Annotated in this window: 23 protein-coding genes; 17 read left to right on the top strand and 6 right to left on the bottom strand. The window is 59.8% G+C overall.

Annotation, left to right across the window (positions count from 1 at the left end):
* Positions 1 to 20 precede the first annotated feature (20 nt).
* From lsrD to lsrA, 3 genes are read right to left on the bottom strand one after another with little or no spacing between them, the layout of a single operon-like run.
* Complete coding sequence (gene lsrD / locus AC1M2H_RS03200; protein WP_480150253.1) at positions 21 to 1,007, bottom strand: autoinducer 2 ABC transporter permease LsrD; 987 nt, start codon at positions 1,005 to 1,007, stop codon at positions 21 to 23.
* Complete coding sequence (gene lsrC / locus AC1M2H_RS03195; protein ID WP_480150252.1) at positions 1,007 to 2,041, bottom strand: autoinducer 2 ABC transporter permease LsrC; 1,035 nt, start codon at positions 2,039 to 2,041, stop codon at positions 1,007 to 1,009. Before lsrC ends, lsrD begins: the two co-directional genes overlap by 1 nt.
* Complete coding sequence (lsrA, locus tag AC1M2H_RS03190) at positions 2,038 to 3,525, bottom strand: autoinducer 2 ABC transporter ATP-binding protein LsrA (RefSeq protein ID WP_480150251.1); 1,488 nt, start codon at positions 3,523 to 3,525, stop codon at positions 2,038 to 2,040. The genes lsrC and lsrA overlap by 4 nt, the downstream gene beginning before the upstream one ends.
* A gap of 219 nt (positions 3,526 to 3,744) precedes the next feature.
* Between lsrA and lsrR the strand changes: the two genes are divergently transcribed.
* From lsrR to AC1M2H_RS03175, 3 genes are all read left to right on the top strand, one after another.
* On the top strand, positions 3,745 to 4,716 hold the full coding sequence (gene lsrR / locus AC1M2H_RS03185; RefSeq protein WP_045856735.1) for a transcriptional regulator LsrR: 972 nt from the start codon (positions 3,745 to 3,747) through the stop codon (positions 4,714 to 4,716).
* Positions 4,717 to 4,753: 37 nt separating this feature from the next.
* Complete coding sequence (gene lsrK, locus AC1M2H_RS03180) at positions 4,754 to 6,337, top strand: autoinducer-2 kinase (protein ID WP_480150250.1); 1,584 nt, start codon at positions 4,754 to 4,756, stop codon at positions 6,335 to 6,337.
* Between the two features lie 181 nt (positions 6,338 to 6,518).
* Entirely contained in the window at positions 6,519 to 8,540 is a 2,022-nt protein-coding gene (locus AC1M2H_RS03175; protein ID WP_480150249.1) for an oxidoreductase, read from the top strand.
* Between the two features lie 58 nt (positions 8,541 to 8,598).
* Here the strand turns inward: AC1M2H_RS03175 and rlmG are convergent, their stop codons facing one another.
* Positions 8,599 to 9,735 carry a 23S rRNA (guanine(1835)-N(2))-methyltransferase RlmG gene (rlmG, locus tag AC1M2H_RS03170; RefSeq protein WP_480150248.1) on the bottom strand — a complete coding sequence of 379 codons (1,137 nt, stop codon included), beginning with the start codon at positions 9,733 to 9,735 and terminating at the stop codon, positions 8,599 to 8,601.
* Positions 9,736 to 9,820: 85 nt separating this feature from the next.
* Between rlmG and AC1M2H_RS03165 the strand changes: the two genes are divergently transcribed.
* From AC1M2H_RS03165 to sstT, 4 genes are all read left to right on the top strand, one after another.
* The gene (locus tag AC1M2H_RS03165) at positions 9,821 to 10,324 is read left to right on the top strand and encodes a M48 metallopeptidase family protein (protein ID WP_480150247.1); all 504 of its coding nucleotides are present in this window, start codon (positions 9,821 to 9,823) and stop codon (positions 10,322 to 10,324) included.
* 70 nt (positions 10,325 to 10,394) lie between these two features.
* The gene (locus AC1M2H_RS03160; RefSeq protein ID WP_480150246.1) at positions 10,395 to 11,384 is read left to right on the top strand and encodes a Gfo/Idh/MocA family protein; all 990 of its coding nucleotides are present in this window, start codon (positions 10,395 to 10,397) and stop codon (positions 11,382 to 11,384) included.
* A 279-nt stretch (positions 11,385 to 11,663) separates the two neighbouring features.
* Positions 11,664 to 12,632, top strand: coding sequence for a TerC family protein (locus AC1M2H_RS03155; protein ID WP_480150245.1), 969 nt, complete (start codon positions 11,664 to 11,666; stop codon positions 12,630 to 12,632).
* A gap of 251 nt (positions 12,633 to 12,883) precedes the next feature.
* Positions 12,884 to 14,131, top strand: coding sequence for a serine/threonine transporter SstT (gene sstT, locus AC1M2H_RS03150; protein WP_480150244.1), 1,248 nt, complete (start codon positions 12,884 to 12,886; stop codon positions 14,129 to 14,131).
* 95 nt (positions 14,132 to 14,226) lie between these two features.
* On the opposite strand, the gene AC1M2H_RS03145 is transcribed toward sstT, so the two are convergent.
* Complete coding sequence (locus tag AC1M2H_RS03145; RefSeq protein ID WP_480150243.1) at positions 14,227 to 15,714, bottom strand: UxaA family hydrolase; 1,488 nt, start codon at positions 15,712 to 15,714, stop codon at positions 14,227 to 14,229.
* An 18-nt stretch (positions 15,715 to 15,732) separates the two neighbouring features.
* Complete coding sequence (gene uxaC / locus AC1M2H_RS03140; RefSeq protein WP_480150242.1) at positions 15,733 to 17,145, bottom strand: glucuronate isomerase; 1,413 nt, start codon at positions 17,143 to 17,145, stop codon at positions 15,733 to 15,735.
* Between the two features lie 482 nt (positions 17,146 to 17,627).
* Between uxaC and AC1M2H_RS03135 the strand changes: the two genes are divergently transcribed.
* From AC1M2H_RS03135 to AC1M2H_RS03090, 10 genes are all read left to right on the top strand, one after another.
* On the top strand, positions 17,628 to 18,929 hold the full coding sequence (locus AC1M2H_RS03135) for an MFS transporter (protein WP_480150241.1): 1,302 nt from the start codon (positions 17,628 to 17,630) through the stop codon (positions 18,927 to 18,929).
* 130 nt (positions 18,930 to 19,059) lie between these two features.
* Positions 19,060 to 19,836: a transcriptional regulator ExuR gene (gene exuR / locus AC1M2H_RS03130; protein ID WP_426812331.1), complete on the top strand. Its 777-nt coding sequence runs from the start codon at positions 19,060 to 19,062 to the stop codon at positions 19,834 to 19,836.
* Between the two features lie 452 nt (positions 19,837 to 20,288).
* Positions 20,289 to 20,951 (top strand): DedA family general envelope maintenance protein YqjA, encoded by a 663-nt coding sequence (gene yqjA / locus AC1M2H_RS03125; RefSeq protein WP_426812330.1) that lies wholly within the window; start codon positions 20,289 to 20,291, stop codon positions 20,949 to 20,951.
* Positions 20,951 to 21,337 (top strand): EnvZ/OmpR regulon moderator MzrA, encoded by a 387-nt coding sequence (gene mzrA / locus AC1M2H_RS03120; protein ID WP_480151825.1) that lies wholly within the window; start codon positions 20,951 to 20,953, stop codon positions 21,335 to 21,337. The genes yqjA and mzrA overlap by 1 nt, the downstream gene beginning before the upstream one ends.
* A 149-nt stretch (positions 21,338 to 21,486) precedes the next feature.
* Positions 21,487 to 21,855, top strand: coding sequence for a DUF1090 domain-containing protein (locus AC1M2H_RS03115; RefSeq protein ID WP_480150240.1), 369 nt, complete (start codon positions 21,487 to 21,489; stop codon positions 21,853 to 21,855).
* 32 nt (positions 21,856 to 21,887) lie between these two features.
* Positions 21,888 to 22,193: an ElaB/YgaM/YqjD family protein gene (locus tag AC1M2H_RS03110; RefSeq protein WP_480150239.1), complete on the top strand. Its 306-nt coding sequence runs from the start codon at positions 21,888 to 21,890 to the stop codon at positions 22,191 to 22,193.
* Positions 22,194 to 22,195: 2 nt separating this feature from the next.
* Entirely contained in the window at positions 22,196 to 22,594 is a 399-nt protein-coding gene (locus AC1M2H_RS03105) for a phage holin family protein (RefSeq protein WP_480150238.1), read from the top strand.
* Positions 22,591 to 22,887, top strand: coding sequence for a YqjK-like family protein (locus tag AC1M2H_RS03100; RefSeq protein ID WP_331834944.1), 297 nt, complete (start codon positions 22,591 to 22,593; stop codon positions 22,885 to 22,887). Before AC1M2H_RS03105 ends, AC1M2H_RS03100 begins: the two co-directional genes overlap by 4 nt.
* A gap of 225 nt (positions 22,888 to 23,112) precedes the next feature.
* Positions 23,113 to 23,505 (top strand): DoxX family protein, encoded by a 393-nt coding sequence (locus AC1M2H_RS03095; RefSeq protein ID WP_004867955.1) that lies wholly within the window; start codon positions 23,113 to 23,115, stop codon positions 23,503 to 23,505.
* A 73-nt stretch (positions 23,506 to 23,578) separates the two neighbouring features.
* Positions 23,579 to 24,565: a glutathione S-transferase family protein gene (locus tag AC1M2H_RS03090; RefSeq protein ID WP_480150237.1), complete on the top strand. Its 987-nt coding sequence runs from the start codon at positions 23,579 to 23,581 to the stop codon at positions 24,563 to 24,565.
* Positions 24,566 to 24,647: the final 82 nt, after the last annotated feature.

Below are 24,647 nucleotides of genomic sequence, written 5' to 3'. Positions count from 1 at the left end.
GTATGTTTATGCTCCGATTGTTATTGAGGGTATGCGCGAGAAAGGCGTCGCCAGGTCATACGCACCCATTCACGGTGCAGGCTCAGCGAGCGCCCCATCACCACCACAACCAACAGCGCCCCTGACAGCGCGCTCGACACCTGGTTGGGGATGCCGACCATCTGTAGACCTTGCTGTAAATATCCCACCAGCAGCGCCGCCAGCGCCGTGCCGATAATGGAACCTGAACCGCCGTAGATATTGGCCCCGCCAAGCACCGCGGCGGTCAGCGCCGGCATCAGCAGGTCGCGGCCGAGGTCCGAGCGCGCCGAGCCAAAATAGGAGACCATCACCAGCGCGGCGATGGCCGAGGCCACGCCCACCAGGCCGTACAGCACGTACGGTATGCCGTTAACGGAGAGCGCGGCATAGCGCGCGGCGCGCGGGTTTTGCCCGAGCAGAAACAGATGGCGGCCAAAGCGCCCGCGGTGGGCCAGCAGCCAGAAGAAAAAGGTGATGACGATAAACAGCACCAGCGGCAGCGGCAGGCCGAACAGCGTCAGGTTGGCGAAGGCGGTGAAGGCGTCGGGGAAGCCGCCAATCCCTTCATAGCCGGTCGCGCCCGCCATGCCGGAGAGCAGCAGCGCCCCGCCGCCGTAGAGGTAAAGAGTGCCGAGGGTGATCACCAGCGGGCTGATGCCGGTGTAGTGGATCAGCGCCGCGTTAATCAGCCCGCACAGCAGGCCCAGCGCCAGGGTGAGCGGGATGGCCAGCCCCATCGGCCAGCCCGCCTGCATCATCACCCCCAGCGCGATGGCGCACAGGCCGATGGTCGAGCCGAGCGAAATATCGATGCCGCCGCTAATGATCACCAGGGTCAACGGCAGGGCCACGATGCCGATACAGATAAAATCGCTGGTGCTGAACAGCAGCATATTGATATCCAGCATCCGCGGGTTAATGGCCCCGAACAGCAGAATTTCCACCACCAGCAGCGCCAGCAGCGCGCTTTCCCAGCTGAGCTTCATCACGCCACCTCTTTGTTTTTACGCTTTGTGAACGGGGCCACGCGCTTTCCCCCCTTGTTACCGGGCTGAAAGCGGGCATATTTCAGCGCCCGCTGGTGGCGGCTCAGCGCCTGGCGCAGCCGCCCGTCGAGCACCAGCACGCCGAGCAGCACCAGGCCGGCGATAAAGTCGTTCCACCACGCCGGGAGCCTGAGCAGCACCAGCACGGTATCAATCTGAGTGAGGAAGAAGGCGCCGAGAAACGCGCCGATAAGCGTCCCGGTGCCGCCGAGCAGGGAAATCCCGCCGAGCACGCAGGCGGCGATGGCCTTCATCTCCAGCCCGCTGCCGGTCTGGTTGGGCACGAAGCCAATCTGGGCGGCAAAAACGACGCCCGCGCAGGCGGCCAGCATGCCGTTAAGGGTGAAGGCGAGCATCCGCGTGCGGTTGACCGCCACGCCAAGCTGGCGCGCGGCGGTCAGGTTGTCGCCGACGGCGTAGAAATCGCGGCCGGCGGCGGTGCGCGACAGCGTCCAGGCGCCGGCCAGCAGCAGTATCAGCACCAGCCAGCCCAGCGGCGAGACGCCGATAAATGCCGGCTCCGAGAGCGACTTGAGGCTATCCGGCAGGCCTTCGATCCATTTACCGCCGGTCCACAGCAGCATCACCCCGCGGTACAGCCCGAGTGTGCCAAGAGTGGCGACAATCGCCGGGATGCGCAGCCCCACCACCAGCAGGCCGTTAAAGGCCCCCGCCAGCGCGCCGATCGCCAGCGCAAACGCAATGGCCGCCATCAGACCGTAGCCACCGTTGAGCGCCACGCCCACCGCGATGGCGCTCAGGCCGACGGTTGAACCGACGGAAACGTCGATGTTGCGGGTCAGCATCACCAGCGTCGCCCCGAGCGCCAGTAGGCAGAGGATCTGCGAGCTGGCGAAGATCATCCCCAGGGTCTGCAGGCTGAAGTAGGCCGGGTTGAGCGCCACCAGCCCGGCAAACAGCACCACGATGGCGAGAAAGGCGCTCAGTTCGCGATTTTTCAATAACGTTTTCATGCCGCTCCTCCAAATGCCAGCGTCATCATGCGTTCGACGGTCACCGCCTGCCGCTCCAGCTCGCCGCTCTGTCGACCCTGATGCATCACCAGCACCCGCTCGGCCAGGCCAACGAACTCGTCCAGATCGCTGGAGATCATCAGCACCGCCACGTTCTGCGCGGCGACGCTTTTCAGCAGCTGGTAGATATCGGCGCGAGCGGAGACGTCCACGCCGCGCGTCGGCTCGTCGACGATCAGCAGCAGCGGGTTGGCCTCAAGGCAGCGCGCCAGCAGCACCTTCTGCTGGTTACCGCCGGAGAGGGTGCGCACCGGCTGGTCGCTATCGGCAAATTTGATCCCCAGCGCCCGGTGATAGCGCTCCACCACCGCCGCCTCGCGTTTATCCTGCTGCCACAGCGACGGCTGGTTAAACATCACCGTATTCCAGCGCACCGGCGCATCGAGAAACAGCCCGGAGACCTGGCGGTCTTCCGGCAGATAGACCAGCCCGCCGGCAAGCCGCGCGCGGACGCTGGCGCCGCTGATGTCGCGGTTCTCCAGCCAGACCCGCCCCGCCCGCGGCGGCCGCAGGCCGTAGAGGGTTTCGGCAAATTCGGTGCGCCCGGATCCCACCAGCCCGGCGAGGCCGACGATCTCCCCGGCGTAGATCTCAAGGTTTAGATCGATAAAGCCCTCGCCGGTGAGATCCTCCACCCGCAGCACCGGGAAGTCCTGCGGCTGGGTGCGTCGGTTGCCCGGCAGCGCCAGCCACAGCGTCTGCGTATCGCTGAGGGCGTGCTCCCGGTCGGCGGGGGTCATAGCGCTCACCAGCTGATTGTCGCTGTAGTCTGCGGTGTGCCCGCTGAGCACCACCGCGCCGTCGCGCATGACCGAGACGTGGCTGGCGATCTGGCGGATCTCCGGCAGCTTGTGGGAGATAAAGACGATGCCGACGCCGAGATCCTGCAGCGCGCGGATCTGGCAAAACAGACGCGCCGTTTCGCCCGGCGTTAAGGAGGCGGTGGGCTCGTCGAGGATCAGGATCTGCGCTTTGCGCATCAGGCCGCGCAGAATCTCGACCATTTGCTGATCCGCCACCTCAAGGGTGCTGGCCGCCGCGTCGAGGTTCAGCTGGCAGCTGAGCTGCTGCAGCTTTTCCTGCAGCAGCGCGGCGCTATCGGCGCGCTTCGGCAGGCGGAACAGGATGTTTTCCCGCACCGTCAGGTTGGGGAACAGCATCGGCTCCTGGGGCACCAGATAGACGCCCTGCTGATGGGCCAGCGCAGGCGTCAGACGCGCAAAGGTGCTGCCGCCGAGGGCCAGCTCGCCGCTGTCGGGGGTTTCTACGCCGGCGACAATCTTCATCAGCGTCGATTTTCCGGCGCCGTTGCCGCCCATCAGGGCGTGCACCTGGCCGGAAAATAACGTGAAATCAATCGCCTTCAGCACGCTAATGCCGGAGAACTGTTTGCAGATTTGGCGGGCTTCAAGCAGTGGCTTCATTATCACGCCTCGGTTTGAACAAATGATTTTTTAATTTAATAATGTTCAAAAGCGTAGACCCTGAACTATATTTACAACCGTGCGAGGATCACAGTTTTATGCTTTAGATCGTTTGGAAAAAACCAGCGAACAGCCAAAGATCGGTTTTGCCGGCCGGCTCACATTTTCCGACCGTGCAAGAGCGAACATATGATCTAAATTTTTATAAGAGTTCACTTTATGAGCGAAAAACGCATTACGGAAGAGAGCCGCTACGCCGGGCTGGCGTTAGCCGAGGAAGAGCTGGTGGCGCGGGTCGCCTGGTGCTACTACCACGATGGCCTGACGCAGAACGACATTGGCGAGCGCCTGGGGCTGCCAAGGCTGAAGATCTCCCGGCTGCTGGAGAAAGGTCGCCAGTCCGGGGTGATCCGCGTGCAGATCAACTCCCGCTACGAAGGCTGCCTGGCGCTGGAGACCGAGCTGCAGCGGCGTTTCGACCTCAAGATTGCGCGCGTGCTGCCGGCGCTGAACACCCCGCCGATGAATACCCGCCTGGGGATCGGCGCGGCGCAGTCGCTGATGGGCGTCCTGGCGCCGGGGCAGCTGCTGGCGGTCGGCTTTGGCGAAGCCACCATGAGCTGCCTGCAGCATCTGAGCGGTTTTATCAGCTCTCAGCAGGTGCGGCTGGTGACCCTTTCCGGCGGCGTGGGCCCCTACATGACCGGCATCGGCCAGCTGGACGCCGCCTGTAGCGTCAGCATTATCCCGGCTCCGCTGCGGGTCTCCTCCGCCGACGTCGCCGAGATCCTGCGTCGGGAGTCGAGCGTACGCGACGTGATCCTCGCCGCCACCGCGGCGGACGCGGCGGTGGTGGGCATCGGGGCTATCGACCAGCGCCGCGACGCCACCATTCTGCGTTCCGGCTATATCAGCGAGGGCGAACAGCTGATGTACGCCCGCAAAGGGGCGATAGGCGACATTTTAGGTTACTTCCTGCAGGCCGACGGTAGGCGGGTTGAGGGTCTGGAAATTCACCGGGAACTGCTCGGCGTAACCCTCGACGAGCTGGCGCAGCTGCCGACCATCGTCGGCGTTGCCGGAGGAACGGAAAAAGCGCAGGCGATTTACGCGGCCCTGATCGGCAAGCGGATTAATGGCCTGGTAACGGAAGAGACAACAGCACGCGCGGTGCTCACGCTGGCCTCCTGACGGCCCTGCGCCGCGCAACACCAGCGAGGCGCATGTCATGAGTTACCTGTTAGCGTTAGATGCCGGGACCGGCAGCATTCGGGCGGTCATTTTCGATCTTGCGGGGCGCCAGGTGGCGGTCGGCCAGGCCGAATGGAAGCACCTGAGCGTGGAAAATGTTCCCGGCTCGATGGAGTTCGACCTTATCACCAACTGGCAGCTGGCCTGCCAGTGCATCCGCCAGGCGCTCGCCGCCGCCCACCTCGGCGCGGCGGATATTCAGTCCGTTGCCTGCTGCTCGATGCGCGAAGGCATCGTTTTATATGACCGCAACGGCGAGGCCATCTGGGCCTGCGCCAACGTCGACGCGCGCGCCAGCCGCGAGGTGGCGGAGCTCAAAGAGATCCACGATTTCCGCTTTGAGTCCGAAGTGTATGAGGTTTCCGGTCAGACCCTGGCGCTCAGCGCCATGCCGCGCCTGCTGTGGCTGGCCCACCATCGCCCGGATATCTATCGCCAGGCGGCCACCATCACCATGATTAGCGACTGGCTGGCGGCAAAACTCTCCGGCGAGCTGGCCGTCGACCCGTCAAACGCCGGCACCACCGGGATGCTCGATCTCTTCAGCCGCGACTGGCGTCCGGCGCTGCTGGATATGGCCGGGCTGCGCGCCGATATGCTCTCGCCGGTGAAAGAAACCGGCACGCTGCTGGGGGCGGTCACCGACGCCGCGGCGCAGCAGTGCGGGCTGCGGGCGGGCACGCCGGTGGTAATGGGTGGCGGCGACGTGCAGTTGGGCTGCCTCGGTCTCGGGGTGGTGCGCGCGGGGCAGACCGCCGTGCTGGGGGGTACCTTCTGGCAGCAGGTGGTCAACCTGCCGCAGCCGCGCACCGACCCGGAGATGAATATTCGCGTCAATCCCCACGTCATTCCCGGCATGGCCCAGGCAGAGTCGATTAGCTTCTTTACCGGCCTGACCATGCGCTGGTTCCGCGACGCCTTCTGCGCCGAAGAGAAGCTGGTAGCCGAGCGCCTCGGCGTTGATGCCTACTCCCTGCTGGAGGAGATGGCCGGCCGGGTTCCCGCCGGCTCCCACGGGGTGATGCCGATCTTCTCCGATGCGATGCATTTTAAGCAGTGGTACCACGCCGCGCCGTCGTTTATTAACCTCTCCATCGACCCGGAAAAGTGCAATAAAGCGACCCTGTTCCGCGCGCTGGAAGAGAATGCGGCGATTGTCTCCGCCTGCAACCTCGCACAAATCTCCCGCTTCTCGGGGGTCACCTTCGATAGCCTGGTCTTCGCCGGCGGTGGTTCGAAAGGCGCGCTGTGGAGCCAGATCCTCAGCGACGTCACCGGCCTGCCGGTGCGCGTCCCGGTGGTGCGCGAGGCCACCGCCCTCGGCTGCGCCATCGCCGCCGGAACCGGCGCCGGGCTGTACGCCGATATGGCGGAGACGGGTGAGAAGCTGGTGAGCTGGCATCGGGTGTTTACCCCTGACCCGGCGCATCGCGAGCTCTATCAGGAGATGATGAGCAGATGGCAGTCGGTCTACGCCGACCAGCTCGGGCTGGTGGACAGCGGCCTGACCACCTCCATGTGGCAGGCGCCGGGGCTGGAGCCGGCTGCCCGCCGCTGCTAAACTCAGCCCGTCGTTCACCGCGCCATCGGGAAGAGAGCCGATGGCGCCCGGCCGCGCATCATTCTTTGAATCCCATCACAATCGCCGCACTCCCCTTTTCCCTTTTTGCCCGCGACGGCTAAATTAGTAACTCATCCGACCACATAACAATAATGTTACATATTCGCTACTGGAAGCCATTATGAGCCACTATCCGTCGTTATTCGCTCCGCTCGATCTGGGCTTTACCCAGCTTAAAAACCGCGTGCTGATGGGGTCGATGCATACCGGGCTGGAGGAACACGCCGACGGCGCGGAGCGGCTGGCGGCCTTTTACGGCGAGCGCGCCCGCCACGGGGTCGCGCTGATTGTGACCGGCGGCGTGGCCCCCGCCGCCTCCGGCGTCACGATGGCCGGCGGCGCGGTGCTCAACGACGCCAGCCACCTCGCGCATCACCGGCACATTACCGACGCGGTGCATCGCGAAGGCGGCAAGATCGCCCTGCAGATCCTGCATACCGGCCGCTACAGCTACCAGCCGCAGCTGGTCGCCCCTTCGGCGCTGCAGGCCCCCATTAACCGCTTTACCCCACACGCCCTGAGCCACGATGAGATTCTGCAGCTGATCGATGATTTTGCCCTCTGCGCCCAGCTGGCGCGGGAAGCGGGCTACGACGGCATCGAGGTGATGGGCTCGGAAGGTTACCTGATCAATGAATTTCTCGCCGCGCGCACCAACCGGCGCGACGACTGCTGGGGCGGCGACTACGTCCAGCGCATGCGCTTTGCCGTCGAGGTCGTGCGGGCCGTACGCCGGCGCGCGGGTGACGACTTCATTATTATTTATCGCCTGTCGATGCTCGATCTGGTGAACGACGGCAGCACCCTGCCGGAAGTGATTACGCTGGCAAAAGCCGTTGAGGCGGCGGGCGCAACGATAATCAACACCGGCATCGGCTGGCACGAGGCGCGCATTCCGACCATCGCCACTCCGGTGCCGCGCGGCGCCTTCAGCTGGGTCACCCGCAAGCTGAAAGGCGCGGTGTCGATTCCGCTCATCACCACCAACCGAATTAACGATCCGCAGGTGGCGGAGGCGATCCTCGCCCGCGGCGACGCCGATATGGTGTCGATGGCCCGCCCCTTCCTCGCCGACGGTGAGTTTCTGTCGAAGGCGCAAAGCGGCCGGGCGGATGAGATCAATACCTGCATCGGCTGCAATCAGGCCTGCCTCGATCGGATCTTCGTCGGCAAAGTGACCTCCTGCCTGGTCAACCCCCGCGCCTGCCACGAAACCCTGATGCCGGTCATCCCCGCCGCCGCGCCGAAGCGGCTGGCGGTGGTTGGCGCGGGCCCGGCCGGGCTGGCCTTTGCCGTCAACGCCGCCTCGCGCGGGCATCACGTGACGCTGTTCGACGCGCAAAAGGAGATCGGCGGCCAGTTTAATATCGCCAAACAGATCCCCGGCAAAGAGGAGTTCTATGAAACCCTGCGCTACTTCCGGCGAATGCTCGATCTGACCGGCGTCGATCTGCGGCTGAATACGCCGATCGACGCGGATCGGCTGATGGCGTTTGATGAGACGATCCTCGCCACCGGCATCGCCCCGCGAATGCCGGATATCGACGGAATTACTCATCCGAAGGTGCTGAGCTATCTCGACGTGCTGCGCGATAAGGCGCCGGTGGGCGACAGCGTGGCGATTATCGGCTGCGGCGGCATCGGCTTTGATACCGCGATGTACCTCAGCCAGCCGGGGCCCGCCACCAGTCAGGATATTGCCGGATTCTGCGAGGAGTGGGGAATTGATACCAGCCTGCAGAGCGCGGGCGGGCTACGGGCGGAGGGCCCCCGGCTGCCGAAAAGCCCGCGCCGGATCGTCATGCTCCAGCGTAAGGTCGGTAAACCCGGCGACGGCTTAGGCAAAACCACCGGCTGGATCCACCGCGCCACCCTGCTGGCGCGCGGCGTGCAGATGATCCCGGCGGTGAGCTATCAGAAGATCGACGATGAGGGGCTGCACGTGACGATCGACGGCGAAGCGCGGCTGTTCAGCGTAGATCGGGTGATTATCTGCGCCGGCCAGGAGCCGAGGCGCGAACTGGCGGAACCGCTGCGGGCGGCGGAGAAAACGGTGCATCTGATCGGCGGCTGCGACGTGGCGATGGAGCTCGACGCCCGCCGCGCGATAGCCCAGGGAACCCGGCTGGCGCTGGAGATTTAGCCGCGCCTGCCGGCGGCGCTGCGCCTATGCGGGCAGCCGCCGCCGGCAGGTCGGTCAATCAGCGCAGCCTGCGCGCCTTCACCGCTTTCAATACCACGAACTTATTGTTGGTAGCGATGGTGGTGCAGTTGCCGAAAATTTTCTTCAGCTTATGGAAATAGTCCAGGTGGCGGTTGGCCACAATGTACAGCTCGCCGTTGATCTTCAGGCAGCGGCGCGCGTGGTGGAACATCTCCCAGGCAATATTGTCCGTCAGCGCGTGCTTCTGGTGGAACGGCGGGTTGCACAGCACGGCGTTGAAGCGGAAAGGCTCCACCCCCGACAGCGCGTTGTTAATCATAAATTCGCAGCGGTCCAGCGCTTCGGGCATGTTGGTTTCAACGTTCAGGCGGCTGGAGGCAACGGCCATCGGCGATTCATCAACGAACACCACGCTGGCCTGCGGGTTTTTCTCCAGCAGCGTCAGGCCAATCACGCCGTTGCCGCAGCCGAGATCGACAATCTCGCCTTCGAGGTTCGACGGCAGGTGTTCAATAAAGAAGCGCGCGCCAATATCCAGACCGGTGCGGGAGAAGACGTTCGCATGGTTGTGGATCGTCCACTCCGTTCCGTCCAGCTTCCAGCTCAGGGTTTCCGGGACATCGGCCAGCGCGGGCGCGCTGAAGGTACAGTTGATCAGGCGCGCTTTCTTCCAGGCCAGAGTGGTGGTGGTCGGGCCCAGCACCTTTTCAAACAGCTCCAGCGTCGAGGTGTGGATATCCCGCGCCTTGGCGCCGGCGATAATGCGGGTTTGCGGCGTCACCACCAGGCGCAGCGCGCGCAGCTGCTGCTCCAGCAGCGCCATCGTTTTCGGCACTTTTATCAGCACCACGCCCGGCGCCTGCGGGTATTCGGCGGTGCTGTCGAGAAACTTGACGCTGGATTCGGCAATGTCGTTATGGCGCAGGTTCTCACGGGTGGCGAGCTCGGTGAGGTACGAGTCGCCGATGCTGTAAGGCGCATGTTCGGCCAGCGCGCAGCTCAAGGCGCCAAAGGTATCGTTCAGAATCAGGACCGGGCCGTTAATCTCCGTATCGTCCAGCTGCTGCAGCAGGTATTCATCCGCCGCTTCCCACGCCTGCAGCGGGTTAACGTCGTCCGTTTCCGGAAAACGTTTCAGTGTCAGTGAACGGAAACCGTTGTCTAAGTGGCTCATCGGCCCTCCTGAGTGGTAAAATTTTGGCGTTATCCCTGAAAAGGGTGCGTGAGTATACCCTTTTTATTTTTTATTTGGGGCTTTGATGAGTCAACTAACTTACCTGCAGGGCTATCCGGAGAGTTTACTCTCCCAGGTGCGCACGCTAATCGCCGAGCAGCGCCTCGGCGCGGTACTGGAAAAACGCTATCCGCAGAGCCACGACGTCAACAGCGATAAGGCCTTGTATCAATATACCCAGGATCTGAAAACCCGCTTTCTGCGCGGCGCGGCGCCGGTGAATAAAGTGATGTATGACAGCAAGATCCACGTGCTGAACAACGCGCTCGGCCTGCATACCGCCATTTCACGCGTGCAGGGCGGCAAGCTGAAGGCGAAGGCCGAAATCCGGGTCGCAACGGTGTTTCGCGACGCGCCGGAGGCCTTTCTGCGGATGATCGTGGTTCATGAGCTGGCGCACCTGAAAGAGAAGGACCACAGCAAAGCCTTCTACCAGCTCTGCTGCTACATGGAGCCGCAGTACCACCAGTTGGAGTTCGATACCCGCCTGTGGCTAACGCACCTTTCGCTAAATCGTTCTGCGCAGTAGCGCACTGGTTTTGTCATGATGGCATGCTAGAGTGACAAAAGGTTCCCTTTCACGGAGTTCGTCAACCTTTATGATACGTTTCGCAGTTGTTGGCACAAACTGGATCACCCGCCAGTTTGTCGATGCCGCCCATGAAACCGGCAAGTATAAGCTCACCGCCATCTACTCCCGCAGCCTTGAACAGGCGCAGGCCTTCGCTAACGATTATCCGGTGGAACACCTGTTCACCTCGCTGGACGATCTGGCGCAGAGCGATGCCGTTGACGCGGTGTATATCGCCAGCCCGAACTCCCTGCACTTCCCGCAAACGCATCTGTTTTTGACGCATAAAAAGCACGTAATTTGCGAAAAGCCGCTGGCTTCCAATATCCGCGAAGCCGAAGCCGCTATCGCCGCCGCCAGGGAAAATCAGGTGGTGCTGTTCGAAGCCTTTAAAACCGCCAGCCTGCCAAACTTCCAGCTGCTGCAGCAGTCGCTGGGCAAAGTTGGCCGCCTGCATAAAGCCTTTATCAACTACTGCCAGTACTCTTCGCGCTATCAGCGCTATCTCGACGGCGAGAACCCGAACACCTTCAACCCCGCCTTCTCTAACGGCTCGATCATGGATATCGGCTTTTACTGCCTGGCCTCGGCGGTCGCGCTGTGGGGCGAGCCGCGGGCCGTCCACGCCAGCGCCAGCCTGCTGGAGAGCGGCGTCGACGCCCAGGGCACGGTGGTGCTGAGCTATCCTGATTTCAACGTCACCCTGCACCATTCAAAGGTAAGCGACTCGACGCTGCCGAGCGAAATCCAGGGCGAAGCCGGCGCGCTGGTGATCGAGAAAATCTCCGAATGCCAGAAGGTGTGCTTTATTCCGCGCGGCGGGAAAGCCCAGGATCTGACGCAGCCGCAGCATATCAATACGATGCTGTATGAAGCGGAAGAGTTTGCCCGGCTGGTTGAAGCCAATCAGGTGACCCATCCGGGGCTGGAGGTTAGCCGCATTACGGCGAAGCTGCTGAGCGAGATCCGCCGCCAGACCGGCGTCGTGTTCCCGGCGGATAGCCTGCCGGCGGCGTAAAAGAGTGTAAAGGGGCCGTCGGCCACCATTGACGCTATTTATGAGTTGTAATATTTTGTTACGAGCAAAGGGGAGTAACTTCCTTGCCGGTGGATCGTCATTACGATGCGGGTTAAAGCGCATCCGGTCGCCGGGCAACGATAAAGGGCCGCGTCCCGTGGATGCGTTCTTTTAGCGTTGTAAGTGAGACCTTGCCGGAAGGCGAGGTCTATGCATAAACACGCAGCGGCTGCCGTCTTCCGACGTCAGCCGTTTTGTTTTTATGTAAGGAATATCGTAATGAATAGTGTCGGCACACCGTTGTTATGGGGCGGATTTGCGGTGGTCGTGGCGATCATGCTGGCTATCGATCTGCTGCTTCAGGGGCGCCGCGGCGCGCATAGCATGACCATGAAGCAGGCCGCCGGCTGGTCCATTCTGTGGGTTACCCTCTCACTGCTCTTCAACGCCGCGTTTTGGTGGTATCTGGTGCAAACCGAAGGGCGCGCGGTTGCCGATCCGCAGGCGCTGGCCTTCCTCACCGGCTACCTGATCGAGAAAGCGCTGGCCGTCGATAACGTCTTTGTCTGGCTGATGCTGTTCAGCTATTTCGCGGTACCGCCTGCGCTGCAGCGTCGGGTGCTGGTATACGGCGTTCTGGGGGCGATCGTGCTGCGTACGGTGATGATTTTCGCCGGCAGCTGGCTTATCTCCCAGTTTGAGTGGCTGCTCTACATCTTCGGCGCGTTCCTGCTGTTTACCGGCGTGAAGATGGCGCTGGCGAAAGAGGACGATTCCGGCATTGGCGATAAGCCGCTGGTTCGCTGGATCCGCAGCCACCTGCGGATGACCGATAAAATTGAGGGCGAGCGCTTCTTTACCCGGCAATACGGCGTCCTGTTCGCCACGCCGCTGCTGCTGGTGCTGATCCTCGTGGAGATAAGCGACGTTATTTTCGCCGTCGATAGCATTCCGGCGATTTTCGCCGTCACCACCGACCCGTTTATCGTCCTGACCTCGAACCTGTTCGCGATCCTCGGCCTGCGCGCGATGTACTTCCTGCTGGCAGGCGTGGCGGAGCGCTTCTCGATGCTGAAATACGGCCTGTCGGTCATTCTGGTGTTTATCGGTATCAAGATGCTGATCGTCGACTTCTACCATATCCCGATCGGCGTTTCGCTCGGTGCGGTAGGCGGGATTCTGGCGCTGACGCTGCTGATTAACGCCTGGGTCAACCAGCGGCACGATAAGAAAAAGCGGCTGCAGTAAGCCTCTCGCGGGCCGGGGGAGAATCTCCTCCCCCGGCCTTTGGCATTCGCCGCGCGCCTTCTCTACCTATGTCACAAAATCGTTAAAATACAGTTAAAAAATCAGATACTGACGCAATAAGCAGCATTTTACGCTTCCTCCTCGCCGCTGTTTCCGTATACTCGACCTGGCAAACATTTACTTACATCCGGACATAAACGTAACAATAATACGACCCGGAACGGACGCAACATCACTGGAAGGAATGAATAATGACGACTCACACTCCCCCATCGGGCCTGCTAAAGCGCCTGTCCCAGGGTAGCCTGGTCAAACAAATTTTACTGGGCCTGGTTCTCGGCGTGCTGCTGGCGCTGTTGTCAAAACCGGCCGCCATCGCCGTTGGCCTGCTGGGCACGCTGTTCGTCGGGGCCCTGAAAGCCGTCGCGCCGGTGCTGGTTCTGATGCTGGTGATGGCCTCTATCGCCAACCACCAGCAGGGGCAAAAGACCAATATTCGCCCCATTTTATTTCTTTATCTGCTGGGCACCTTTAGCGCCGCGCTGATCGCCGTGTTGTTCAGCTTTATCTTCCCTTCCACGCTGCAGCTGACAACAGGAGCTACGGATATCACCCCGCCGTCGGGTATCGTCGAGGTGATCCACGGCCTGCTGATGAGCATCGTGGCGAACCCGATTCATGCCCTGATTAACGCCAACTATATCGGGATTCTGGTCTGGGCGGTTGGCCTCGGCTTTGCCCTGCGCCACGGCAGCCAGAGCACCAAAAGCCTGGTCAATGACGTCTCCGATGCGGTGACCTTTATCGTCAGGCTGGTGATCCGCTTCGCGCCGATCGGTATTTTTGGCCTCGTGTCATCGACGCTGGCCACCACCGGTTTTTCCGCCCTCTGGGGCTACGCGCAGCTGCTGCTGGTGCTGATCGGCTGCATGGCGGTCGTCGCGCTGGTGGTTAACCCGCTGCTGGTTTTCTTGCAGACCCGCAGGAACCCCTATCCGCTGGTGCTGATGTGCCTGCGCGAAAGCGGCGTGACGGCGTTCTTTACCCGCAGCTCGGCGGCCAACATCCCGGTAAATATGTCGTTGTGCGAAAAGCTGAACCTCGACCGCGACACCTATTCCGTCTCCATTCCGCTGGGCGCAACGGTGAACATGGCCGGGGCGGCCATCACCATTACCGTGCTGACGCTGGCGGCGGTAAATACGCTGGGTATTCCGGTCGATCTGCCCACGGCGCTGCTGCTGAGCGTCGTCGCCTCGCTGTGCGCCTGCGGCGCTTCCGGCGTCGCGGGCGGTTCGCTGCTGCTGATCCCGCTGGCCTGCAATATGTTCGGCATTCCCAACGAGATCGCCATGCAGGTGGTGGCCGTCGGCTTTATCATCGGCGTCCTGCAGGACTCCTGCGAAACCGCCGTTAACTCCTCCACCGACGTGATGTTTACCGCTGCGGTATGCCAGGCGGAAGATGCGCGTTTAGCGAAAAACGCCCTGCGCGGCTAGCCCGCGCGCATGGGAGCTCCCGATAAAATAAAGCGGCGCATCATTATCTGATACGCCGCTTTTACAAGGACTCCCCCTGATGGTTCAAAGGATCGTCAGAGGGTGACGCCGCTTTTAAAGATCGCCAGCTCGCGGAAGTCGTTGCGTTCGTTGCAGGTCTGCCTGCCGCTGGCAATCCCGGCAATAGTATCGACAAACTCCTCCAGCAGCTGCGGCATGGCTTTACCATGAATCAGCTGGCCGGCGTCAAAATCGATCCAGTGTTTCTTTTTCGCCGCCAGCTCGCTGTTGGTGGAGATTTTTACCGTCGGTACAAAGCCGCCGTAGGGCGTGCCGCGACCGGTGCTGAACAGCACCATGTGGCAGCCGGCGCCGGCCAGCGCGCTGGTCGCGACCGCATCGTTGCCCGGCGCGCTCAGCAGATTCAGACCGCGCACCTTCAGGCGCTCGCCGTAGCGCAGGACGTCCACCACCTGGCTGGATCCCGCCTTCTGCGTGCAGCCCAGCGACTTATCCTCCAGGGTGGTGATCCCGCCCGCCTTGTTGCCCGGCGACGGGTTCTCGTAGATCGGCTGGTTGTGCGCAATGAAGTACTGCTTGAAGTCGTTCACCATGGTGACCAGCTTGTCGAAGGTCGCTTCATCGCGGCAGTGGCTCATCAGCAGCCGCTCGGCGCCGAACATCTCCGGCACCTCCGTGAGCACGGTGGTGCCGCCGTTCGCAATCAGGTAGTCGGAAAAACGCCCCAGCATCGGGTTGGCGGTGATCCCCGACAGCCCGTCCGATCCGCCGCATTCGAGGCCAAACTTCAGCTCGCTAAGCTTACCCGGCTCGCGCCGGTCATGGCGCATCGCATCATACAGCTGGTGAAGATGTTCGACTCCCGCCGCCACCTCATCTTCCTGCGCCTGGCAGACCATAAAATGCACCCGCTGCGGATCGACATCCCCCAGCGTCTCCCGGAAGGCATCGACCTGATTATTTTCACAGCCGAGGCCAATCACCAGCACCGCGCCGGCGTTGGGATGACGCACCATATTTTGCAGCATCGTGCGGGTATTGAGATGGTCATCCCCCAGCTGCGAACAGCCGTAGGTATGGCTGAAGAGGAAAACGCCGTCGATGCCTTCCGCGTCCTGGGTCTCTTTCAGAAAGCGATTCTGGATCTGCCGCGCGATGCCGTTAACGCAGCCCACGGTCGGCAGGATCCACAGCTCGTTGCGCACTCCGACGTCGCCGTTAGCCCGGCGATAAATCTGCACCTCGCGGTCGGCGGGCTGCGCCGAAGGCTCGACGAGATCCGGCTGATAGCGATACTCGTCAAGGTCGCTCAGGTTGGTCCGCGTATTGTGGGCGTGAATATGCTCCCCCGGCGCGATATCCGCCAGCGCATGACCAATGGGCAAACCATACTTAATGACGTTTTCTCCCTTCGCAATGCCGGATAGCGCGAACTTGTGCCCGCGGACGATATCCTGGACGAGCGTCACCGCCGCATCGTCGATGGCGACCGTCGTGCCTGCCGCTATATCGGCCAGCGCCACCGCGACGTTATCCTGCGAGTGGATTTTGATGTATTGCATGTCAACCGACCTCGGGTCTTAGTTCAGTTCAATGGCGAAGTAATCTCGCGCATTGTTAAAGCAGATGTTTTGCACCATCTCGCCCAGCAGCTGCATGTCCGCCGGCGCTTCGCCCGCTTCAACCCAGCGGCCGATCATCTGGCATAGGATGCGGCGGAAATATTCATGACGCGTGTAGGAGAGGAAGCTGCGGCTATCGGTCAGCATGCCGACGAAGCGGCTTAGCAGGCCAAGCTGAGCCAGCTGGGTCATCTGGCGCTCCATGCCATCTTTCTGATCGTTGAACCACCAGCCGGAACCGAACTGCATCTTGCCCGGCATCCCCTCGCCCTGGAAGTTGCCGACCATGGTCCCCAGCACTTCGTTATCGCGCGGGTTCAGGCAGTAGAGGATGGTTTTCGGCAATAGGTTTTCTTCGTTCTGCTTGCTCAGCAGCTTCGACAGCGCTTCCGCCATCGGCCGATCGTTGATGGAGTCGAAGCCAACATCTGGCCCTAACAGCTTGAACTGACGCTGGTTATTGTTACGCAGCGCGCCGATGTGATACTGCTGTACCCAGCCGCGGCGGGCGTACTCTGCGCCGAGGAAGACCAGTACGGCGGTTTTGAACTGCGCGACCTCGTGCTCGCTCAGGACGGCGCCGCTCAGGCGGCGGGCGAGGATGCTATCCAGCTCGGCTTCGCTGGCTTCGGCAAACAGCACCACGTCCAGCGCGTGGTCAGAGACTTTACAGCCGTGGGCCGCGAAGTGATCGAGACGCTTCGTGAGCGCGGACTGCAGGTCGGCAAAGCGGCGAATATCGGTATCGGAGACTTCGCCAAGCGTCGCCATGTAGTCGCTAAAGGTCGCCTGGTCGATATTAAACGCCTTATCCGGACGCCAGCTCGGCAGAACTTTAGTGGCGAAGCTCGCGTCTTTTGCCACCGCCGCGTGGTGTTCCAGTGAATCCACCGGGTCGTCGGTCGTGCCGACCATTTTCACGTTCATCTGCTGCATGATGCCGCGGGCGGAAAAACGCTCATCCGCCAGCAGCGCGTTACAGCGATCCCAGATTTCATCGGCGGTAGCCGGAGAGAGCAGCTTACCTGTAATACCAAAAGGACGACGCAGCTCAAGATGCGTCCAGTGGTATAACGGGTTGCCGATGGTGTGCGGTACGGTGGCGGCCCAGGCAGCAAACTTCTCGAGATCCGACGCATCGCCGGTACAGAGGCGTTCGGCAACGCCGTTAGTGCGCATCGCGCGCCATTTGTAATGATCGCCTTTCAGCCAGATGTCATACAGATTTTTAAAACGATAATTTTCGGCAATCTGCTGCGGAGGCAGGTGGCAGTGATAGTCGAAAATCGGCTGGTCTTTGGCGTAATCGTGGTACAAGCGGCGGGCGAACTCGCTATCAAGCAGAAAATCTTCGGTCATAAACGCTGTCATTTTCATTTCCTCTTCGCCCCGCGGCGGGGCACTTCAGATGATTGACGATAATGCTGACAAAGTTATCACACCAATTTCCAGAGGCTAAAATCTTTTTCGTGAGTTAGATCAATAAACACTGACAAAAAAATTACCGCTAAAGGAGTAAACACGCCGCCAGGCCGCGTCAGTACTGGCTTTGCTCGCGAAGAATAATACCCCTATAAACTTTCCCACATTTGTGACGGCACTCAACCTTTGAAGTTGTATGACAAGTTATCGTTCTGCCGTCGAAAGATATAAACCGTTGGAATGTATTGGCGATGGTTTACGACATCGCATTGAGCGGTACGGATACCGAATTAAGCAAAACGATTGATGGCAAGGTTCGGGCCATATGGGTTTTCCCCCCTGAACCCTCCGTTTCTCCTTCTCTGCCCCGTTTACCGGGTTTGAAGATGGCTGCACTCGCTGCAGAGATATAACAAACGATGAGGTTTTACATGCGTAAAATTAAAGGGTTACGTTGGTATATGATCGCACTGGTGACATTGGGCACCGTGCTGGGGTACCTGACGCGTAACACTGTAGCTGCGGCTGCACCAACGCTAATGGAAGAGTTACACATCTCCACCCAACAGTATTCCTATATCATCGCCGCCTACTCGGCCGCTTATACCGTTATGCAGCCTGTGGCGGGCTACGTCCTTGATATTCTGGGTACCAAGATCGGCTACGCCTTCTTCGCCATCGCCTGGGCCGTTTTTTGTGGCTCAACGGCGCTGGCGGGCAGCTGGGGCGGATTAGCGCTGGCTCGCGGCGCCGTCGGCGCCGCTGAGGCCGCTATGATCCCGGCCGGCCTGAAGGCCAGCTCCGAATGGTTCCCGGCAAAGGAGCGCTCTATTGCCGTTGGCTACTTCAACGTTGGCTCCTCAATCGGGGCGATGATCGCCCCGCCGCTGGTGGTCTGGGCGATTGTGATGCACAGCTGGCAGATGGCGTTCATCATTTCCGGCGTCCTGAGCTTCGCATGGGCCATGTCGTGGCTGGTGTTCTATAAGCACCCGCGAGATCAGAAAAAATTAACCACCGAAGAGCGCGACTACATCATCGGCGGCCAGGAGTCTCAGCATCAGATCAACAACGGCAAGAAAATGTCGCCGTGGCAGATTCTGCGCAACCGTCAGTTCTGGGGCATAGCCCTGCCGCGCTTCCTTGCCGAGCCGGCCTGGGGGACCTTCAATGCATGGATCCCGCTGTTCATGTTTAAAGTGTACGGTTTTAACCTGAAAGAGATTGCTATGTTCGCCTGGATGCCGATGCTGTTCGCCGACCTCGGCTGCATCGTTGGCGGCTACCTGCCGCCGCTGTTCCAGCGCTGGTTTGGCGTCAACCTGATCGTCTCGCGTAAAATGGTCGTCACCATGGGCGCCCTGCTGATGATTGGCCCGGGGATGATTGGCCTGTTCACCAGCCCGTTCGTGGCTATCGCCCTGCTGTGCGTCGGCGGTTTTGCTCACCAGGCGCTGTCCGGCGCGCTGATTACGCTCTCTTCCGACGTATTTGGTCGTAACGAGGTGGCGACCGCCAACGGCCTGACCGGCATGGCGGCCTGGATGGCGAGCACCATGTTTGCGCTGGTGGTCGGCGCGCTGGCGGATACCATCGGCTTTAGCCCGCTGTTTGCCGTGCTGGCGGTCTTCGACCTGCTGGGCGCCGTCGTCATCTGGACCGTACTGAAGAACAAATCGGCGGACGACGACCCCACCCCGCTCAGCAGCGGTAAACCGGTGACGCAAAGCTAGCGTCGACACCGCTCGATTGACCCGCCAAAGCCGCCGCGATAAAGGCGGCTTTTTCATGCCCGGCAGTGGTGGGATGCGCGTAAAAGTGGTATAACAAATCCCATATTGTCGCCATCTTCCGGGAGCGAATATGGAAATCACAGAACCACGTCGTTTGTATCAACAGCTTGCCGCGGAGCTGAAGGCACGTATTGAGCAGGGTGTCTACCTGGTGGGCGATAAACTGCCCGCGGAGCGGTTTATTGCCGACGAGAAAAGCGTTAGCCGCACCGTGGTTCGCGAAGCCATTATCATGCTGGAAGTCGAAGGCTATGTGGAAGTGCGTAAAGGCTCAGGCATTCACGTTATCTCCAACCATCCAAAGTACCAGCAGCCCATCGACGAAGCCCTGGAGTTCGCCAGCTATGGTCCGTTTGAGCTGCTGCAGGCCCGTCAGCTGATTGAGAGCAATATCGCCGAATTTGCCGCCACCCAGGTGACCAAGCAGGACATCATGAAGCTTATGGAGATCCAGGAGAAGGCGCGGAAAGAGAAGTGCTTCCGCGATTCCGAGTGGGACCTGCAGTTTCACGTTCAGGTGGCGCTGGCGACTCAAAACACCGCGCTGGCGGCGATTGTCGAGAAAATGTGGACCCAGCGCGTGCACAACCCCTACTGGAAAAAGCTGCACGACCATATCGACACCCGCACCGTCGATAGCTGGTGCGACGATCACGACCAGATCCTTAAAGCACTGATTCGTAAAGATCCGCATGCCGCGAAGCTGGCGATGTGGCAGCATCTGGAAAATACCAAGCTGATGCTGTTCAACGAAACCAGCGATGATTTTGAATTCAACGCCGATCGCTACCTGTTTGCGGAAAATCCGGTGGTTCACCTCGATACCGCCGCCAATGGCGTAAAATAAGCCATTATCCCCCCTTCAGGGCGGGCGCCCGGCGTCTGCCCGCCATCCTGAGCAGGTAAGCAAACATCTATAGTGTCAGCCTGTGTAAAGACACTCGCCACCCGCCGTCGCAATCAGCAAAATCAACGAGCAACAAACTGCAATTTATCTGCCGTAAAGTCAGCGGTTTTGTTACAATTAGATGCATTTCGTCGTTCTGCAGCTCGCATTTGCTAATGTTTATCTGATGCGCAAAACCGTTCAGAGAGCAAAAGAAGAGATACCCGGCGGCGCGGATAGCCATCGCGGCCGGCCTTTCCGCGTAAAAGTGGCCAGGAACGACCTGCAGAAGATGATGTCAGACAGGGATCCGTTCAGATCGCATCAGCAGCGACCACAATCCAATAACAACCTATGTCGCTAATTTACACTGCGTTCAGACGTACCGTTAACCGATGTACCAGGAATCGTGAATGGAACTATTAACCCAATTGTTAAATGCTTTATGGAGCCAGGATTACGAAACTCTCGCCAATCCCTCCATGATTGGCATGCTCTATTTCGTCTTATTTGTGATTTTATTTCTCGAAAACGGTCTGCTTCCGGCCGCTTTTTTACCGGGCGATAGCCTGTTAGTCCTGGTTGGCGTCCTGATTGCCAAAGGCGCAATGGGCTTTCCCGAAACGCTGCTGCTGCTTACCGCGGCCGCCAGCCTCGGCTGCTGGCTGAGCTATATTCAGGGCCGCTGGCTGGGTAATACGCGGATCGTGCAAAACTGGCTTTCGCACCTGCCGTCCCACTACCACCAGCGCGCGCACCATCTTTTCCATAAGCACGGGCTTTCCGCGCTGCTGATTGGCCGTTTTATCGCTTTCGTTCGCACCCTGCTGCCAACCATTGCCGGCATCTCAGGGCTGAACAACGCGCGCTTCCAGTTCTTTAACTGGATGAGCGGCCTGCTGTGGGTACTGATTCTGACCTCCCTGGGCTACCTGCTGGGCAAGACGCCGGTATTCCTGAAATATGAAGATCAGCTCATGTCCTGCCTGATGCTGCTGCCGGTGGTGCTGCTGGTATTTGGCTTAATCGGCTCGCTGTTTGTGATGTGGAAGAAAAAGCACAGAAGTCGGGGCTGATGATGGTTAAAAAACGCCCTTCTCTGCGTAAGCCTGGTTGGATGCTGGGCGGTTCACTTTTACTGTGCGCCCTGTTCTGGCTTTGGCTGGCGGCGCAACAGCAGGAAGCAACCCTCGCTATCCACCCGGTCAGTCAGGATGTCGGTATGCCGGACGGTTTTTCCGTTTGGCACCATCTTGATGCCAACGGCATTCGTTTTAAAAGCATCACCCCGCAAAAAGATGGCCTGCTGATCAAATTTGATTCCAGCGCCCAGGGAATCGCGGCGAAAGAAGTGCTGGGACGCGTCCTGCCGCACGGCTATATTATTGCTTTGCAGGAGGAAAATAACACGCCGACGGCATGGCTCACCCGCCTGCGCGACACGCCACACAGATTTGGATAACCTCCAAAATTCTGAATATTTTCACGCAGTTTGGTGGTTTCCTGTTTTCCTTACTATGCTTAAGACTGCGGGAGCCATCGGGCTGACGTTAATCAACTGGATCGGGTATATCTTACGGATATGCCCTCACACAATGGAAGGTAGCATCCATGAAACACCGCATCGCTTTGATCCTGGTTTTAACTTCGCTTAGCTCCAGCGCTTTTGCCATCTCCCCCTGTCAGGAAAAAGAGCAGGATATCCAGCGGGAGATTAGCTATGCCGAAAAGCATCACAATCAGAACCGTATTGATGGCCTCAACAAGGCGCTGAGTGAAGTGAAAGCCCACTGTAGCGACAGTAAGCTCAAAGCCGATCACCAGCAAAAAATCGCCAAACAGCGGGAAGAGATTAGCGAACGTCAGCGCGATCTGCGCGAAGCCGAACAGAAAGGCAATGCTGAGAAAATCAGCAAACGCCAGCATAAACTTGATGAAGCGCAGCAAGAGCTTAAGGCGCTGGAGTCACGTGAGTACTAGTATGTATATGGATCACTTTACAGGAGAGAAAGATGCCTAAAGATAACGTTGCAGACGACCTGCGTGCAGAACTGAAGACTCTGGCTGATACCCTGGAAGAAGTGCTGAACTCCTCCGCGGATAAGTCGAAAGAAGAGATTGGCAAGCTGCGTAGCAAAGCCGAAAGCGCGCTGAAAGAGAGCCGCGTACGCCTGAGCGAAACCGGCGATGCCATCGTCAGGCAGACCCGTGAAAGCGCGGCTCGCGCCGATGAATACGTTCGCGAAAATCCGTGGACCGGCGTAGGTATTGGCGCAGCCGTTGGGCTGGTGCTGGGTGTCCTGCTGACGCGTCGCTAATTATGGCGGACTCTCAACGCACGCAAGGACCGGGTCAGAGCGTTTTCGGCATTGGCCAGCGCATCGTCTCGCTGCTGGTCGAAATGGTGGAAACGCGCCTGCGTCTGGTGGTCGTGGAGCTGGAAGAAGAGAAGGCCAACCTCTTCCAGCTGTTTCTGATGCTGGGGCTGACCCTGCTGTTCGCCGCGTTCGGACTGATGAGCTTGCTGGTGCTCATTATCTGGGCCGTCGATCCGCAGTACCGTCTGAACGTCATGATAACGACCACCGCCGTGCTGCTGCTCGCTTCGCTGATCGGCGGTATCTGGACGCTACGTAAGGCCCGGCGTTCAACCTTCCTGCGCCACACCCGCACGGAGCTGGCTAACGACAGAGCGCTGCTGGAGGACGATCGACGGTGAGCAGTCAACAGGAACGTGAGCGGCGTAAGGCCCTTCTGCTGCGCCAGATCCAGCAGCAGCGGCTGGATTTAACCGCCGGCCGCCGCGACTGGCTGGCGGCCACCGCGCCGCTTGACCGAGGCTGGCTGACGCTGCAAAACCTTCGCTCGTGGGCGATGGTCGGCAGCGGCATCATGGCCATCTGGTCCGTGCGCCATCCTCGCTTTCTTCTGCGCTGGACCCGGCGCGGCGTCGGCGCCTGGAGTACCTGGCGTATGGTCAGAGGCCTGCTGCGCCAGCAGTCATCGCGCTAGGGCGTATTCCCCGAGCTTTGTTCTGAAGGACCTTAACCGGTCCTTTTTATTTGCCTGTTTCACAGAAAATTACTCAGAATTCTTGAAGAAGATCTACAGTTTTCCTTGCTAACAATTACTTCAACCTCTCGCTAATATTCCCTCCATCGACAGCAAACCCGCGTAACTACGCAGGTTTGTGCCAAAAAACAAAATCGCCGCCCTTTGGGTTCTCTGGAGTAAGAAATGAAAAAATTAGAAGATGTTGGTGTACTGGTAGCTCGTATCCTGATGCCAATCCTGTTTATCACCGCAGGCTGGGGAAAAATCACCGGATACGCAGGCACTCAACAATACATGGAAGCCATGGGCGTACCGGGCGCATTGCTGCCGTTAACCATTCTGCTTGAGTTCGGCGGCGGTCTGGCCATCCTGTTCGGCTTCCTGACCCGCACGACCGCGCTGTTCACCGCCGGTTTTACCCTGCTGACCGCGTTCCTGTTCCACAGCAACTTTGCTGAAGGCGTGAACTCGCTGATGTTCATGAAAAACCTGACCATCGCAGGTGGCTTCCTGCTGCTGGCTATCACCGGTCCGGGCGCATTCAGCATCGACCGCGTGCTGAATAAAAAGTGGTAAACGCACTATACTGAATTAAAAAGCGAGGAGATATCTCCTCGCTTTTGCTATCTACAGTCTGAAGGAGGAACAAATGGGCCAATTAGTCGACGGCGTCTGGCACGATACCTGGTATGACACCAAATCCACCGGAGGACGATTCAAGCGTTCCGTTTCGGCCTTCCGTAACTGGCTGACCGCCGATGGGACTCCGGGGCCGAGCGGCGATGGCGGCTTCGCTGCCGAAAAAGATCGCTATCATCTGTACGTCTCTCTCGCCTGCCCCTGGGCGCATCGCACCCTTATTCTGCGCAAGCTAAAAGGCCTGGAGCCGTTTATCTCCGTCTCGGTGGTGAATCCCCTGATGTTCGAGAACGGCTGGACGTTCGACAGCAGCTTCCCGGACGCCACTGGCGATACGCTGTATCAGCACCAGTTTCTCTATCAGCTCTATCTGCACGCCGATCCGCAATACACCGGGAGAGTGACGGTGCCGGTGCTGTGGGATAAAAAGCAGCAAACTATCGTCAGCAACGAGTCGGCCGAAATTATTCGCATGTTCAATACCGCCTTCGATGGGCTGGGGGCGACGGCCGGAGATTACTATCCGCCTGCTCTGCGCGAACGCATCGATGAGCTGAACGGCTGGATTTATGACAGCGTGAATAACGGCGTTTATAAAGCCGGGTTCGCCACCAGCCAGCAGGCCTATGACGAAGCCGTTGAGGGAGTATTTGCTTCGCTGGAGCGCCTGGAGCAGATCCTCGGCCAGCACCGCTACCTGACCGGCGACCGGCTGACAGAAGCCGACATTCGTCTGTGGACCACCCTCGTGCGCTTCGACCCGGTGTACGTCACCCACTTTAAATGCGACCGGCGGCGCATCAGCGATTATCCCAATTTGTACGGCTTCCTGCGCGACATCTACCAGATGCCGGGCATCGCCGAGACCGTCGATTTTGGCCATATTCGCAACCACTACTATCGCAGCCATAAAACCATCAACCCGACCGGCATTATCTCCGTCGGTCCGCAGCAGGATCTCGACGCGCCGCACGGCCGTGACCTTCTTTTTCGCTGATATATCGGGCGCCCTTTGCGGCGCCTGAAATTTCAGAGCCGCGATATTTACCCGCCTTTCATTCACGTCTATTCTTATTACG

The organism is Klebsiella sp. F11, from assembly GCF_056712265.1.
This window is presented reverse-complemented; position numbering and strand designations above follow the sequence as displayed.

Excerpts from the sequence above, each read along its gene's own strand:
- lsrD (WP_480150253.1), bottom strand. The coding sequence starts at position 1,007 with ATGAAGCTCAGCTGGGAAAGCGCGCTGCTGGCGCTGCTGGTGGTGGAA.
- lsrC (WP_480150252.1), bottom strand. The coding sequence starts at position 2,041 with ATGAAAACGTTATTGAAAAATCGCGAACTGAGCGCCTTTCTCGCCATC.
- lsrA (WP_480150251.1), bottom strand. The coding sequence starts at position 3,525 with ATGAAGCCACTGCTTGAAGCCCGCCAAATCTGCAAACAGTTCTCCGGC.
- lsrR (WP_045856735.1), top strand. The coding sequence starts at position 3,745 with ATGAGCGAAAAACGCATTACGGAAGAGAGCCGCTACGCCGGGCTGGCG.
- lsrK (WP_480150250.1), top strand. The coding sequence starts at position 4,754 with ATGAGTTACCTGTTAGCGTTAGATGCCGGGACCGGCAGCATTCGGGCG.
- AC1M2H_RS03175 (WP_480150249.1), top strand. The coding sequence starts at position 6,519 with ATGAGCCACTATCCGTCGTTATTCGCTCCGCTCGATCTGGGCTTTACC.
- rlmG (WP_480150248.1), bottom strand. The coding sequence starts at position 9,735 with ATGAGCCACTTAGACAACGGTTTCCGTTCACTGACACTGAAACGTTTT.
- AC1M2H_RS03165 (WP_480150247.1), top strand. The coding sequence starts at position 9,821 with ATGAGTCAACTAACTTACCTGCAGGGCTATCCGGAGAGTTTACTCTCC.
- AC1M2H_RS03160 (WP_480150246.1), top strand. The coding sequence starts at position 10,395 with ATGATACGTTTCGCAGTTGTTGGCACAAACTGGATCACCCGCCAGTTT.
- AC1M2H_RS03155 (WP_480150245.1), top strand. The coding sequence starts at position 11,664 with ATGAATAGTGTCGGCACACCGTTGTTATGGGGCGGATTTGCGGTGGTC.
- sstT (WP_480150244.1), top strand. The coding sequence starts at position 12,884 with ATGACGACTCACACTCCCCCATCGGGCCTGCTAAAGCGCCTGTCCCAG.
- AC1M2H_RS03145 (WP_480150243.1), bottom strand. The coding sequence starts at position 15,714 with ATGCAATACATCAAAATCCACTCGCAGGATAACGTCGCGGTGGCGCTG.
- uxaC (WP_480150242.1), bottom strand. The coding sequence starts at position 17,145 with ATGACAGCGTTTATGACCGAAGATTTTCTGCTTGATAGCGAGTTCGCC.
- AC1M2H_RS03135 (WP_480150241.1), top strand. The coding sequence starts at position 17,628 with ATGCGTAAAATTAAAGGGTTACGTTGGTATATGATCGCACTGGTGACA.
- exuR (WP_426812331.1), top strand. The coding sequence starts at position 19,060 with ATGGAAATCACAGAACCACGTCGTTTGTATCAACAGCTTGCCGCGGAG.
- yqjA (WP_426812330.1), top strand. The coding sequence starts at position 20,289 with ATGGAACTATTAACCCAATTGTTAAATGCTTTATGGAGCCAGGATTAC.
- mzrA (WP_480151825.1), top strand. The coding sequence starts at position 20,951 with ATGATGGTTAAAAAACGCCCTTCTCTGCGTAAGCCTGGTTGGATGCTG.
- AC1M2H_RS03115 (WP_480150240.1), top strand. The coding sequence starts at position 21,487 with ATGAAACACCGCATCGCTTTGATCCTGGTTTTAACTTCGCTTAGCTCC.
- AC1M2H_RS03110 (WP_480150239.1), top strand. The coding sequence starts at position 21,888 with ATGCCTAAAGATAACGTTGCAGACGACCTGCGTGCAGAACTGAAGACT.
- AC1M2H_RS03105 (WP_480150238.1), top strand. The coding sequence starts at position 22,196 with ATGGCGGACTCTCAACGCACGCAAGGACCGGGTCAGAGCGTTTTCGGC.
- AC1M2H_RS03095 (WP_004867955.1), top strand. The coding sequence starts at position 23,113 with ATGAAAAAATTAGAAGATGTTGGTGTACTGGTAGCTCGTATCCTGATG.
- AC1M2H_RS03090 (WP_480150237.1), top strand. The coding sequence starts at position 23,579 with ATGGGCCAATTAGTCGACGGCGTCTGGCACGATACCTGGTATGACACC.